This is a genomic window from Falsiroseomonas oryzae, assembly GCF_027856955.1.
GTDB classification, from domain to species: domain Bacteria; phylum Pseudomonadota; class Alphaproteobacteria; order Acetobacterales; family Acetobacteraceae; genus Falsiroseomonas; species Falsiroseomonas oryzae.
This window is the reverse complement of the sequence record NZ_JAPSMD010000130.1, coordinates 1-12,967: the sequence shown is the minus strand read 5'-3', so window position 1 is coordinate 12,967 and position 12,967 is coordinate 1. Positions and strand designations below refer to the sequence as shown.

Genomic DNA, 12,967 nt, shown 5'->3' with positions numbered 1-12,967 from the left:
CACAGCCGCCCCGCCGCATCCGCCGCGCAGCGCGCCGCCCAGGCCGCCGCCGCGCCCTCGATGCCCAGCCAGACCAGGCCGAGCGCCGACAGCGGCAGGAAGATCGCCGCCTGCGCCAGCTGCCACTTGGCGTTGGCGTCCGGCCGGCCGATCGCGTCCAGCAGCGCGCCCGGCACGAAGGCGACGCAGGAGAAGAAGATGCCGACCGAGAGGATCTGCAGCACCCGCCCGCCGCCGGCGGCAAACTCCGCGCCGAGCCAGAGCCGCAGCAGCTCCGGCCCGGTCGCCACCAGCACCAGGCAGGCCGGCAGCACCAGCGCGCTGACCAGCAGCGCGCCGCGCCGCAGCAGCCCGGCGGTCGCCGGCGCATGGGTCAGGTAGGCGGAGGCCATGGCCGGCAGCAGCGCCTGCGCCACCGCCACCGGCAGGATCCACATGCGCATCACCAGATCGAGCGGCGTGGCGTAGTAGGCCACAGCGGCCAGCGTCAGCACCGCGCCGATCAGGAAGCGGTCGGCGTAGAGCAGCGCCTGGGTGAGGATGCCGGAGGCACTCATCCACCCGCCCATGCGCACCAGCGGTCCCACCAGCGACCAGCGCGGGACGCGCAGGCCGAGCCCCGGAAGGTCGCGCCGCGCCAGCCAGGCGTAGCAGATCGTGTTCGCCAGCCGGCAGGCGACCAGCGCCAGCATCACGCCCACCAGGCTCTGCCACATCAGCAGCACGAGCGCCGGGCCGACGTAGTACATCGCGGCGACCGGCATGGTGACCAGGTTGGCCTCCCGGAAGCGCTGGTGCGCGGCGAGCATGCCCCAAAGCGCGGCATTCACCACGACCAGCGGGGCGGCGACGCAGAGCACGCGGATGGCGGCGGTGGCCTCCGCTTCCAGTTCCGGTGGGGTGTTCAGCACCCGTCCCACCAGCGCGGGCGTGGCGGCGAAGGCGAGGGCGGCGACGATCCCGCTGACCAGCGCCAGCGCCCCCATCGCTGCCCCCGCGAGCTCCGGCGAGGTCGCCTGGTCCGGCGTGCCGATCCGGGCCGAGAGCGCGCGGGTCAGCGCGGCGCCGACGCCCAGGTCGAAGACGCCGAAGACGCCGACGAGGGCCAGGGCGAGGGTGAAGAGTCCCCAGCGCTCGATCCCCATCTGGTGGACCAGCACCGGGGTGAGGGCAAGCGCCAGCAGCAGCGGCAGGCCGCGCCCCGCGGCGTTCCACAGCATCCCGGAGAGGAGCCGGCCGCCGGAGGCGCGTTGTTCGGCCGTCTCGGCCATGTGCGGCGCCAATTCCCTTCCGGCCCGCCCGGATATGGCGGGCCGGTCCGCTTGCGTCGAGGCGGTCAGTAGGCGCCGCGGCGGGCCAGCACCGCGATCGGGGTGCGCAGCAGGATCGCGATGTCCTTGATCAGGGACGGTTGCGTCACATAGGCCACGTCGAGCGCCACGCGCTGAGCGTAGGAGGTGTCGTTGCGGCCGCTGACCTGCCAGGGGCCGGTGATGCCGGGGCGCACCGAGAGGTAGTGCTGCGCGGCCGGGCCGTAGAAGGCGGCGAGCTCCGCGGCCTGGACCGGGCGCGGGCCGACCAGGCTCATCTCGCCCTTGAGCACGTTGATCAGCTGCGGCAACTCGTCGAGCGAGGTGGCGCGCAGGAAGCGGCCGACCCAGGTGACGCGCGGGTCGTTCTTCAGCTTGCGCGTGCTCTCCCATTCCGCGCGGGCGGCCGGGTCGCGGTCCAGCAGGGCAGCCAGGCGGCGATCGGCGTCGGCGACCATGGAACGGAACTTCAGGCAGCCGAACAGGCGCCCGCCGCGGCCCACGCGCTCATGCGCATAGAACACCTTGCCGCCATCCATGCGGACCAGGGCGGCGATCACCAGGAAGACGGGCAGGGCCGCGAGCAGCAGAGCGCCGGCGCCCAGGATGTCGATAGACCGCTTGGCGGCGTGCCGCAGCGTGGCCGCGCGGCTGTTGCCGTCGGCCAGCCGGGCGGCCCGGGCCATGGCCTCCGGCCCGAAGGCCATCAGCGGACGGGCGATGGCGGAGCGCTTCGTCTCGGGCTCGGGGGCGAGCGTCTGGAAGGCTTCCAGGCCGGGCATGGAGGTCCTCGTCTGCGGGTTTCCCCGCCTCTCCGTTGGGGGGCGCTGCCTGGGACCTCGCCGGGGCGGAAAACCGCTCCGGGACATCGAGCTCTTCGGACGCAACCCTATGGTGCAATTGATAATCGTCGTGCCCGGCGGGTTTGCGACGCGCTTGCGGCGGCTTTGTGGCGCGACGGGATGGCGGCGGAACCGCAGGTTTTTCGTGTTTCCCTGACGATTTCACGGGACCGTGTGCCAAAGTTCTGCCATGTTTGTCGCATGGGCGAGTTGCTGATCCACCCGAGCTATCGCCAAAAGGTTGCAGCGGCCCGCCTGGCGGCTGCCCGGGCCGCGCTGCCGCGCACCGTGCCAGATCCGACTGCGCCGGCCCGCGGCATCCTGTTCGCGCTGCTGCTCTCCTCGCTGTTCTGGGCCACGCTCGCGATCCTGCTCCCCTTGCTCTGGTAGCGGGCGGGGCGCCTGCGCGCCGGGCGGGAATGCGGTAGAGGGGGACGCCCAGACCCGAGGATCGGCCGCCTGTCCCGCATCGACCCGATCGCCTATGGCTGCGCGCTGGCGCTCGGACTTGCGCTGGCCGCCTGGATCTTCCCCCTCGACTTCCTGTTTCCCGCCGCCGGCGGGGCCTGGCGCCCTGTCGGCGACGCCGCGCAGCACATGATCGCGCAGCGCTACCTGATCGCGGATGCCTGGCGCTGGCCGCCGACGCTCGCGGCGAACCTCGACACGCAGCATGGCGGGCTGAACACCGTCTTCGCCGATTCGATCCCCGCCCTGGCGCTGGCCCTGAAGGCCGTGCGCGGGGTGTTGCCGGAGGGCTTCCACGGCGTCGGGCTGTTCTACGGCCTGGCCTGGGCCTTGCAGCCCGTCGCCGCGGTCTGGGCGCTGCGCGGCAGCGGCGAGCGGCGCCTGCTGCCGGCCCTCGGCGTGGCACTGGCGGCGGCCTCGATGCCGGCCTGGATCGGCCGGTTCGGCCATGCCGCGCTGTCCGGGCATTTCCTGCTGCTGATCGGGCTCGGCTTCTACCTGCGGCTGGTGCGGGCGCCGGGGCCCGGCCTCTGGATCGGCGCCGGGCTGCTGCAGGTGCTGGCGCTGCTCGTGCATCCCTACCTCGCGGCGATGACGCTGGCGCTGCTGGCGGCTGTGCCGGCCACGCGGCTGCTGCGCGGGCAGCCTTTCGTGGGCGCCGGACTCGGGGCGGCGGCGGCGGCGGGCGTGGTCGCGGCGGTGATGGCGGGCTTCGGCTATCTCGGGGCCAGCGGCGATGGCGGCTACGGCATGTTCGCGATGAACCTGCTCTCGCCGGTCTGGCCGGCGGGGTCCGGGCTGCTCGGCGTGCCCTGGTCGCCGCAACTCGATGCCACCGGGCATGGCGGATGGGAGGGCTACAACTGGCTCGGCCTGGGGCTGCTGCTGGCACTCGGCCTCGGGGCCGCAGCCCGGCCGCGGGCGGCGGCGGCGATGCTGCGCCGGCACGCCGGGCTGGCGCTGGTGCTGCTGGCGCTGACGGCGCTGGCCGTCAGCCACCGGGTCGGCCTCGGCACGCGGATCGTTCTGGACCTGGGCGCCGCGCCCGGGCCGCTTGAGCAGTTCCGCGCCTCCGGCCGGTTCTTCTGGCCGGTCGCCTACGCCTTGCTGGTGGCCGGGATGCTGCTGCTGGCGCGGGTGGCGCCCGTGCTGTGCCTGCTGGCGGGGCTGGTGCAGTTCGCCGATGCGCGGCCGCTGCGCGCGGCGATCGCCGGCTGGGCCGGACAGCAGGCGCCCTGGTCCGTGGATGCCGCGACGCTCCGTGACGCCTTCGCCCGGGCCGGAAGCCTCACCCTGCTGCCCTCCTGGCCCTGCGTGGAGAAGGCGACGGGGGATGCGACCTACGCCACCCTGCTGGAGACGCTGGCACTGGCCTCGGAACGCGCCGTGCCGGCCAGCACGATGTATGTCGCGCGCTGGCGCAGCCCGCCCGAATGCCGCGACGCGGCGCTGGCTTCCGCGCCCTTTGCGCCTGGCGAGATCCGGCTGATCCTGCCCGCGGCTCAGGCGGCGCTGGCGCCGCTGGTGCCCGATTCGGCCAGCCGATGCACCCCGGTGGGCGCGCTGCTGGCCTGCCGGTAGGCGCCGCCGGAGGGCAGGTGCCGCTCCACGATGTAAAGCGGACGGCCCTTGGTCTCGTTGAAGACGCGGCCGAGATACTCGCCGATGATGCCGAGCGTCATCAGCTGCACGCCGCCGAAGAACAGCACCACGGCGAGCAGGCTGGGGTAGCCGGCGACCGGGTTGCCGAACAGCAGCGTGCGGACGATCAGCTGGAAGGCGAAGAGCGCGGCGAAGACCGCGGTGCCGAAACCGAGATAGGTCGCGATCTTCAGCGGCCCGACGGTGAAGGAAGTGATCCCCTCCAGGCTCAGGTTCCACAGCTTCCAGTAGTTCCACTTGGTCGTCCCCGCGGCGCGCGGCGCGCGGTCGTAGAGCACGGCGACGGAGGGGAAGCCGACCCAGGCGAACAGCCCCTTCATGAAGCGGTGCTGCTCCCGCAGGGTCAGCAGCGCATCCAGCGCGCGGCGGCTCATCAGGCGGAAGTCGCCGGTGTTGGGCGGCAGCTGCACGCGGCCGCCGATGCGCTGCATGAAGGCGTAGAAGCCGGCGGCGGTCGCCTTCTTCATCCAGGTCTCGCCTTCGCGCACGCGGCGCTGGGCATAGGCGACGTCGAAGCCACCGCGCCAGGCGGCGACCAGCTCCGGGATCACCTCCGGGGGGTCCTGCAGGTCGGCGTCGATCACCACCACCGCCTCGGTCCCGGCGGCGTGGTCCAGGCCGGCGGTCAGCGCGATCTCCTTGCCGAAGTTGCGGCTGAGGTTGACCACGGCGATGCGCGGGTCCGCCGCCTGCAGGCCGAGCATGATGTCGAGCGTGGCGTCGCGCGAGCCGTCGTTGACGAAGACCAGCTCCCACGGAAGGCCGATCGCCTCCATCACGGGCACCATCCGGGCGTGGAAGACGGGCAGCACCTCCTGCTCGTTGTAGGCGGGCACGACGACGGAGATCGCCGGCAAGGCCTCGCGCGGGCCTCGGACGGGCAGAGGGGAGGGGCGGTTCATGGCGGCGTGATGCATCCGGGGTGCGGCGGCACTGGCGCAGGATCGGGGCGGATTCACGGCCAGCCCGCCGGCGGGATCGTGTCGCCGGTGGTCTGCGGGCGGCGGCGGGCTTGGTCAACCTGAATCTCGCCGGACCATGGCCCCACCGGCCCGATCGCAACCGTCAAGAGACCGTTAGCATGGCGGGCGCAGCGTGCGGGTCGCCACGATCGGCGCCAACGGCAAGCGGCAGGGCCAGCGCGATGCATGTCTTGGATCCAGCCGGCGTGCCTGCCGAGCGCGGCGCCCAGGGTCGCCTCGTCATCGAGATGCGCGCGGGCCAGCGGCTGCTGGTGAACGGGGCGGAGATCCAGTTCCGGTCCCGCACCTCCGTGCTGCTCTGCAACCGGGTGCGCTTCCTGTTCGGGCGGCAGATCCTGGACGCCGCCGAGGCGACCACCCCGGCGCGGCTGCTCTACCTCGCTCTCCAGACCGCCTATGCCGGAGACGAGGCGCAGCGCGAGGGCGGGGCCGAGGCCGCACGCCGCATGGCCCGCGAGCAGATGCCGGCACGCTCGCCGGAAGGGCGGGCGATCCTGCAGGCGGCGATGGCGGAACTCGCCGCGGATCGTGGACGCGCGGCGCTGCTGCTGGTGCGCCGCCTGTTCGCGGAGGACGATGCCGCCGGCACGCCGCCCGCCGGCACGCAGGCGGCATGACCGTGGCGGCCGGGCTACATCGCCGCGATGCTGTTGGGCGCCGGGGCGAGCGCGAGATGCGCGCGCGGCGCGCGGGGCTTGCCGGCGGCGAAGCGGTCCCGGGCAGCGGCAAGTGCGGCTGGCCCGGGCTCTTCGGCGACGTATCCTCGGCCCCAGACGGTGCGTACGATCTCCGCGGCCCCGGCGGCGGCCAGCTTGTGCCGGAGCTTGCAGACGAAGACATCCAGGATGCGCTGGTCCGGCCCGTCCTCGGCCCCGTACAGGCGGCTCATGAAGTGCTCCTTGGTGAGCAGCAGGCCGCGGCGCAGCATCAGCATCTCGAGCACGGCGAATTCGCGGCGGGTGACGCGAACCCGGCGGCCGTCAACGCGGACCTCGTGGCAGCCCTGGTCCAGCTCGACATTGCCGCAGGTGACCACGGCGGAGATGTGGCCATAGGCGCGGCGCACCAGGCCCTGCAGCCGGGCGACCAGCACCGGGGTCACGACCGGCCCGGCCAGGACGTCGTCTGCGCCGGCGTGGAGCGCCTCCTGCTCGGTGTCCGGGTCCAGGCGGCTGGCCAGGACCAGCACCGGGATGCGCAGTCCGCGCCGGCGGATCTCGCGCACCAGCGGCAGCGCCTGTGTGCGGCAGTGCGTGACCGATATCACCGCGGCGTCGAAGGGGCCGTTGTGCTGGGCGATGGCCGGGAGATCGGCGAAGGGCTGGGCCGTCTCGACGACGTGCCCGTCGAGGCCAAGTCCGGCCGGCGTGGCGGAACGTTCGTGGCCCGGTGAGCCGAAGATGATGCGCATGCGCAGCCTCACAGAGTTTGCCTTGCCGCCATCAGGACAACCATGGCGTGTGCTACTTACGCCTAGCGCATTCGTGAATAGACTACAACCGATAGTATACTTTCCGTCAGGACTGTTTCGCGGTCCAATCGTCGCGATGCCGGTCACCCCCGGCCGGGATCGCTGATCGGCTCGTCGTCGTCTTCCGCGCCGTCCTCGTCGTCCTCCGGCCCTCGCCACTGGCCGGCCGGCATGGCGACTTCCGGAGTGGGGTTGGCGGCCAGGATCGCCGCGGTCTCCTCGTCGAACACCGCGATGTCCCCGGCCTCCTCGACGGTCGCCAGGCCGAGCGCGGCGGCCGTTGCGGCGGCGACGCGCGCCGCCAGCGCGGCGCTGCGCTCGTCGCGGCATTCCATCACCACCTCGGCGTCGGCGCCGTCCCCCTGGACGAGTTCCACGAGGAAGAAGGCGGCATCGTCGCGGGCGCCGCTCTCCCAGATCCCCTCCGCGCTGCGGTGCATCGGGGTGATGGCGATGGTGACGGCGGGCATGGCGGAGTCGGACATCGCGGTGCTCCCTGGCACTGGGCTGCCGAGGAAGCGCGCGAGCGCCGCCGCGGATGCCTGCAGGCCGAAGCCTCGGTGCCGTATGTCAGCCGGCAGGGCGTCCGCGCTCGGCACGGAAGATCGCTGCGACCGTCTCCAGTCCCGGGTGACCCGACAGTGCCTCGACCGGAACGGCGTGGCGCCGCCGCCAGTTCGGGTGCTCCAGGATGGTGGACGGGACGTTGACCTGCTCCGGCTCATCCAGCAGGTCGTCGAGCTGCGCCACCGCGAGGAGCGCCGCGCTGCGGGCCAGGAAGCCGTGCGCGGCGCGGGACAGCGCGTCGATGTCGGGCGCCTGCGGGCCGAGCAACCCCGCCGTGCGCAGCGCCTCCAGCAGCATCGCCCGGTCGCGCGCGCGAAGGTCGCGCTGCCAGGCTGCTTCGGCGTCCGTGACCAGCCCGTAGCGCGCCTTCAGCGCGATGTCGCGCCCTTCCCACCAGCCGCGCATCGTGGGCAGGTCGTGGCTGCCCAGCACGGCCAGCGCGCTGCGTGGATAGGCCTCCGGCGGGTGGAAGGCGCCGGTCGCGTCCTCCTGCTCGAAGGACAGGATGCGGTAGGAGAGGATGCCGGCCGCCGCCATTCGCTCCCGGAAGCCTCCCGGCACCGTGCCCAGATCCTCGCCCACCACGAGGCACCGCGCGCGCTGGCTCTCCAGCGCCAGGATGCCGACCAGGTCGTCCAGCGGATAGGCGATGTAGGCGCCCTCGGCCGGCCGGCAGCCCGATGGGATGCAGAACAGGTGCTGCAGCCCCATCACGTGGTCGATGCGCAGCCCGCCGGCGTGGCGCATGTTGGCGCGCACCAGCTCGATGAAGCTGCGATAGCCCTCCGCCCGCAGCGCCCGCGGGTGGAAGGGCGGCAGGCCCCAGTCCTGCCCGGCGGGATTGAAGATGTCGCGCGGCGCGCCGACCTGCACGCCCGAGAGCACCGCCGCCTGGTCCGTCCAGGTTTCCGCCCCTGCGCTGTCGGCGCCGACCGCAAGGTCGCGGTAGAGCCCCACCTCCATGCCGGCCGCGGCCTGCGCCGCGCGGCCGAGCTGTTCGTCGGCCACCCATTGCAGCCAGGCGTGGAAGTCCACGCGGTCCGCATGGTCCTGCGCGAAGCGGCGGATGTCGGGCGAGTCCGGGTCGCGGAACGGCGCCGGCCAGCGGCGCCAGTCGGCGAGGGCGGGGTCGCGCGCCGCGAAGTGCTCGCGCAGCGCGAGGAACAGGCAGCTGCGCGCGAAGGCCGCGCCCTGCGCCTCGCGGAAGGCCGCGAAGTCCTGCCATCGGCTGCGGTCCGCGGCGTCGCGGCAGGCGGCGAAGAGGTGGTGCAGCACCTCCAGCTTCAGTTCGGCCACCGCCGTGTAGTCCACCAGTGACGCCGCGCGCGCTGAATCGAGCCGCGCGCAGAAGGCCGGCGTTTCCAGCAGCGCACGTGCCGGCGGGCAGTGCGCGAATTCGGGAATCCCGGCGACCGCGATGTTCAGCACGTTCAGCAACAGGCGGCTGGCGGGCGAGTAGGGGCTTGCCGCCTCGGGATTGTCGGTGAACAGCGCGTGCAGCGGGTTGAGCCCGACGATGTCGGCACCGCGCGCGGCGCACAGCTCCGTCAGGCGACGCAGGTCGCCGAAATCGCCGATCCCCCAATCCGTCGCCGACTGCAGCAGATAGAGCTGTGCCGCGACGCCCCAGAGCCGGCGTCCCTCCGCCGCCGCCGGCGGCAGCCAGCACCGGCCCGGCGTGACGATCAACGACGCCGTCGCCCCGCCCGGGTCCAGCGACAGGCGGTGATAGCCCCAAGGCAGGTCGGGCGGCAGCAGCAGGCGGCGACGTTCCAGCCTGCGCCCGTCCAGCTCGCGGGCGTCGAGCCGGTCCAGGCTGCCGAAGCCGGCCTGCCCGCCGCGCTCCGCGCCATCCTCCAGCGCGATACGCCAGCCGATCGCGTGGGTGCCCGCGGGCAGCGTCACCTCCACCGCGCCGGGACCGCCATCCGCGTACACCACCGCGACCGGCGGCAGGGGGTTGCGCCAGGCGTCGCGCTCCAGCCGCTCGAGCGCGGCCCGCGCTGCCGCCTCGTCCTCGGCCGGCACGCCCATGGCGGCGAGCAGCAGGCGTTTGGTGCGCGCCTCGGCGCGCACCGTCTCGCCGCGCACGTCGCGGTATTCGGGCTCGATCCCCATGGAGGCGGCGAGCCGGTCTAGTGCCTCCGTCATCGTCGCGCCCCCGCGATGCTCCAGCGCAGCGACCAGGGGCCGAGCGTGTCGCCCGCTGCCGCGCCCTCCTGCCAGATCGCGCGTCCGCGTGGCGTGCCGAAGCCGTCGACCGGCTGGCCGGAGAGGTTGGTGTCGAGCTGCAATGTCACCTCCGTCGCGTCCCACCACACGCTCACCGCGCCGTCGCCGCGCAGCACGAAGTCGCCGCCGGCGCGGATGCGCAGCAGGAGCGGCAGGATCTCGGCGCGCCGCACCGCCAGGATGCGCCGGTGCCAGCAGAGCCAAGTGGCGTGTTCCGGCTGCTCCAGGCTCTCCCAGCGCAGCTTCGCCGCCGCGAAGGTCTCGTCCGCGAGCGGGTCGGGGATGCGGTCGCGCGCGGCGGGCTCGCGGAAGGCGGCGAAGGCGGCGAACTCGGCGCGCCGCCCCTCCCGCACCGCATCGGCGAAGCCGGGCCCGAGGTCGCAGAAGAAGGGGAAGGGCTGCGCGGCGCCCCATTCCTCGCCCATGAAGAGCAGCGGGACCTGCGGCAGCAGCAGGCAGCAGGCGGCCGCGGCGCGCACCGCCTCCACCGGGGCTAGCGCGGCCAGCCGCTCGCCGAGCGCCCGGTTGCCGACCTGGTCGTGGTTCTGCGCGAAGGCGATGAAGGCGGTGGGCGGCAGCGTGGCGGCTGCGTCGTCCTCACGCGCGAAGCCGGCTGCGAGCGCCCGGCCCAGCTTGTGCGTCTCCCCGGCGAAGCGCGCGTAGTGGCCCTCGGCCTCGCCCGTCACGGCGCAGTGCAGCGCATGGTGGACGTCGTCGTTCCATTGCGCCGTGTAGAGCCGTGGCCGGCCGGCGCCGTCACGCGCCAGCGGCGCCGCGTCGTTCGCCGGATTCTCCAGGACCAGGTGGACATGCCGGTCAGGGACGGCGGCGCGCACCGCCTCCGCCAGATCCTCCAGCAGGTGCCGCGGGCCGTCGTCGCGCATCGCATGCACCGCGTCCAGCCGCAGCCCGTCCATGTGGAACTCCTCGATCCAGTAGAGCGCGTTGTGGATGAGGAAGCCGCGCGTGAAGGCGCTGGCCGGCCCGTCCAGGTCGAAGGCGGCGCCCCAGGGCGTGGCGTGGCGCGCGCTGAACGCCTCGGGTGCGATCTGCTGCAGGCTGTTCCCCTCCGGTCCCAGGTGGTTGTAGACGACGTCGAGCAGCACCATCAGGCCGCGCGCATGCGCCGCCTGCACCAGCGCCTTCAGATCCTCGGGAGCGCCGTAGGCCGGGTGCGGCGCGAAGGGCAGCACGCCGTCGTAGCCCCAGCCGAAACGGCCGGGGAACGCGCCCACCGGCATCAGCTCGATCGCCGTGACGCCGAGCGTTGCCAGGTGGTCCAGCCGCTCGATCGCTGCGCGGAACGTGCCCGCCGGCGTGAACGCGCCGACATGCAGCTCTGTGATCACGGCCTGATGCCAGGGGCGTCCGCGCCAGCCGGCGTCGGTCCAGCCATGCGCGGTGGGATCGACCACCTGGCTCGGCCCGTGGACGCCCTCCGGCTGGCAACGGGAGGCGGGATCGGCGAGGCGACGGCCATCCGCCAATACGAAGCGGTAGCGGGCGCCTGGCCGCGCCGTCTCGACCGTCGCGTCGTGCCAGCCCGCGTCGTCCCGGCGCATCGGCAGCGCCTCTGCCGAGCCGTCGAGTTTGAGCCCGATGGACCGCTGGCTCGGCGCCCAGACGCGGAAGCGCACGCCAGCCCCTGGCAGGGGCTGCGCGCCGAAAGGCATGGAATGCGCGCGGCGCGTCGCCCCCGCGCGATCCCGCGCGGCGATGAGGTCCCTTTTCATGCTGGTTCCGGCTCCGACACCGGGAGAACCGCCTGGCGGCGCTTCCGTTCCGCGGGGCTGGGCCGCTAGGCTCCTTGCGAGCAGGGCGTGGAGGACCGCATGGGCGAGCATGTGATCGTGCAGCGCGGGCGCGCGCTGGAAAACGCCTTCTTCGCCGAGCAGGAGGAGATCCTGCTGGCCCGGCTGCGCGCTGCCGATGCCGAGGCGTCGCGGCTGCAGGCACTGGCGGCCACCTCCGGCATCTCCGATCCCGTGGTGCTCAGGGAACTGGATGCCCTCGGCATCCGGCCCGCGACGGTGGCGGCGCTCACCATGGCGCCGCTGGTCCTCGTCGCCTGGGCCGACGGCACGATCGATCCGCTTGAGAAGGCGGCGGTGATGCAGGCGGCGGGCGAGGCCGGCCTGCTCGGCCGGCCGGAAGCAGCCGAACTGCTGCAGTCCTGGCTGACCGCGCCGCCGTCGCGGCAGCTCGAGACGGCATGGCACGACCATACGCACGCCGTCGTTGCGCGCCTGACGGCGCCGGCGCGTGCGGCGCTGCGGCAGGAGACGATCGGCCGCGCCCGCCGGATCGCCGAGGCGGCCGGCGGCTTCCTCGGCCTGCTGCACCGGGTCTCGGCGGCGGAGGAGGCAATGCTCGCGCGGCTGGAGAGCGCCTTCGCCTGACGGCGCGAGCAAGCGCGCATTGCGGTTCGGGCCGCGTTGCGCTCTGCTGGGGCAGCCCAGATCGAAGGGCAGTGGTCAGGGAGAGAGACGATGAGCCAGACGCTGGCCATGACGGTCAATGGCCGTGCCGTGTCGGTCACGGTGGACGACCCGCAGATGCCGCTGCTGTACGCGCTGCGCAACGAGCTCGCGCTGAAGGGCCCGCATTACGGCTGCGGGCTGGCGCAGTGCGGCGCCTGCACCGTGCACATCGACGGTCAGGCGGTGCGCTCCTGCTCGGTGCCCGTGGCCAGCGCCGCTGGCAAGCAGGTGGTGACCCTGGAAGGGCTCGGCACGCCGGAGCGCCCGCACAAGCTGCAGACCGCCTTCATCGAGGAGCAGGCTGTGCAATGCGGCTACTGCACCAACGGCATGATCATGGAAGCGGCCGCCTTCCTGGCGAAGACGCCGCGCCCGACCGAGGCGCAGGTGAAGGAGGCGCTGGCCAACAACATCTGCCGCTGCGGCACGCATCCGCGCGTGGTCGCGGCCGTGATCCGCGCGGCGCAGGCGTGAGGGAGGCGACGATGGACACCATCTCCCTGGACCGCCGTTCCATCCTGAAGGCCGGCGGCGCGCTGCTGGTCGCCTTCACCGCCGGCGGCCTGCCGCGCGGCGCCGCCGCCTGGACCGAGAAGCCGGTCGCGACCGACCGCGTGGAATCCTTCCTGGCGCTGGAATCCGACGGCCGCGTGACCGTCTATATCGGCAAGGTCGACCTCGGCACCGGCGTGCGCACCGGCTTCATGCAGATCGCGGCGGAGGAGCTCGACGTGCCGCTCGGCCGCGTGCGGGTGATCGAGGGTGACACCGCGCTGACGCCGGACCAGGGGCCGACCTATGGCTCGCTCTCCATCCAGAATGCCGGCGTGCAGCTGCGCGCCGCGGCTGCGACGCTGCGGCGCGAGCTGCTGAGCCGCGCCGCGCAGCGCTTCGGCGTGGCGGCCGGCGAGCTGCGGGTGGAGGATGGCGCCGTGCTCGCCCCCGGTGGCCG

The 12,967-nt window shown here is 73.4% G+C and carries 13 protein-coding genes; 6 read left to right on the top strand and 7 right to left on the bottom strand.

Annotation, left to right across the window (positions count from 1 at the left end; translation table 11 throughout):
• Both OZN99_RS14330 and OZN99_RS14325 read right to left on the bottom strand, forming a co-directional pair.
• A partial coding sequence (locus OZN99_RS14330; protein WP_270935921.1) for an oligosaccharide flippase family protein occupies positions 1-1,271 on the bottom strand: 1,271 nt, incomplete at its 3' end.
• 65 nt (positions 1,272-1,336) lie between these two features.
• Positions 1,337-2,092, bottom strand: a complete 756-nt coding sequence (locus OZN99_RS14325; protein WP_270935920.1) for a sugar transferase — start codon at positions 2,090-2,092, stop codon at positions 1,337-1,339.
• A gap of 261 nt (positions 2,093-2,353) precedes the next feature.
• On the opposite strand from OZN99_RS14325, the gene OZN99_RS14320 reads away from it, so the two are divergent.
• A complete protein-coding gene (locus tag OZN99_RS14320; RefSeq protein WP_270935919.1) occupies positions 2,354-2,542 on the top strand; it encodes a hypothetical protein in 189 nt (62 codons plus the stop codon).
• A gap of 207 nt (positions 2,543-2,749) precedes the next feature.
• Positions 2,750-4,201, top strand: a complete 1,452-nt coding sequence (locus tag OZN99_RS14315) for a DUF6311 domain-containing protein (RefSeq protein ID WP_270935918.1) — start codon at positions 2,750-2,752, stop codon at positions 4,199-4,201.
• Here OZN99_RS14315 and OZN99_RS14310 read toward each other — a convergent pair.
• Positions 4,123-5,184 (bottom strand): glycosyltransferase family 2 protein, encoded by a 1,062-nt coding sequence (locus tag OZN99_RS14310; RefSeq protein WP_270935917.1) that lies wholly within the window; start codon positions 5,182-5,184, stop codon positions 4,123-4,125. The two genes, OZN99_RS14315 and OZN99_RS14310, sit on opposite strands and share 79 nt — an antisense overlap.
• A 266-nt stretch (positions 5,185-5,450) precedes the next feature.
• Between OZN99_RS14310 and OZN99_RS14305 the strand changes: the two genes are divergently transcribed.
• Positions 5,451-5,882 (top strand): flagellar biosynthesis repressor FlbT, encoded by a 432-nt coding sequence (locus OZN99_RS14305; protein WP_270935916.1) that lies wholly within the window; start codon positions 5,451-5,453, stop codon positions 5,880-5,882.
• 14 nt (positions 5,883-5,896) lie between these two features.
• On the opposite strand, the gene OZN99_RS14300 is transcribed toward OZN99_RS14305, so the two are convergent.
• The 4 genes from OZN99_RS14300 to treZ form a co-directional block, all read right to left on the bottom strand.
• Positions 5,897-6,676: a response regulator transcription factor gene (locus OZN99_RS14300; RefSeq protein WP_270935915.1), complete on the bottom strand. Its 780-nt coding sequence runs from the start codon at positions 6,674-6,676 to the stop codon at positions 5,897-5,899.
• Between the two features lie 143 nt (positions 6,677-6,819).
• Positions 6,820-7,221 (bottom strand): hypothetical protein, encoded by a 402-nt coding sequence (locus OZN99_RS14295; RefSeq protein WP_270935914.1) that lies wholly within the window; start codon positions 7,219-7,221, stop codon positions 6,820-6,822.
• A gap of 85 nt (positions 7,222-7,306) precedes the next feature.
• A complete protein-coding gene (gene malQ, locus OZN99_RS14290) occupies positions 7,307-9,454 on the bottom strand; it encodes a 4-alpha-glucanotransferase (RefSeq protein ID WP_270935913.1) in 2,148 nt (715 codons plus the stop codon).
• Positions 9,451-11,268, bottom strand: coding sequence for a malto-oligosyltrehalose trehalohydrolase (treZ, locus tag OZN99_RS14285; protein WP_270935912.1), 1,818 nt, complete (start codon positions 11,266-11,268; stop codon positions 9,451-9,453). Before treZ ends, malQ begins: the two co-directional genes overlap by 4 nt.
• A gap of 99 nt (positions 11,269-11,367) precedes the next feature.
• Here treZ and OZN99_RS14280 point away from each other — a divergent pair, with 99 nt between their 5' ends.
• From OZN99_RS14280 to OZN99_RS14270, 3 genes are all read left to right on the top strand, one after another.
• Complete coding sequence (locus OZN99_RS14280; protein WP_270935911.1) at positions 11,368-11,934, top strand: hypothetical protein; 567 nt, start codon at positions 11,368-11,370, stop codon at positions 11,932-11,934.
• Between the two features lie 90 nt (positions 11,935-12,024).
• Entirely contained in the window at positions 12,025-12,489 is a 465-nt protein-coding gene (locus OZN99_RS14275) for a (2Fe-2S)-binding protein (RefSeq protein WP_270935910.1), read from the top strand.
• An 11-nt stretch (positions 12,490-12,500) separates the two neighbouring features.
• The coding region (locus OZN99_RS14270) for a molybdopterin cofactor-binding domain-containing protein (RefSeq protein WP_270935909.1) at positions 12,501-12,967 on the top strand (467 nt) is incomplete at its 3' end.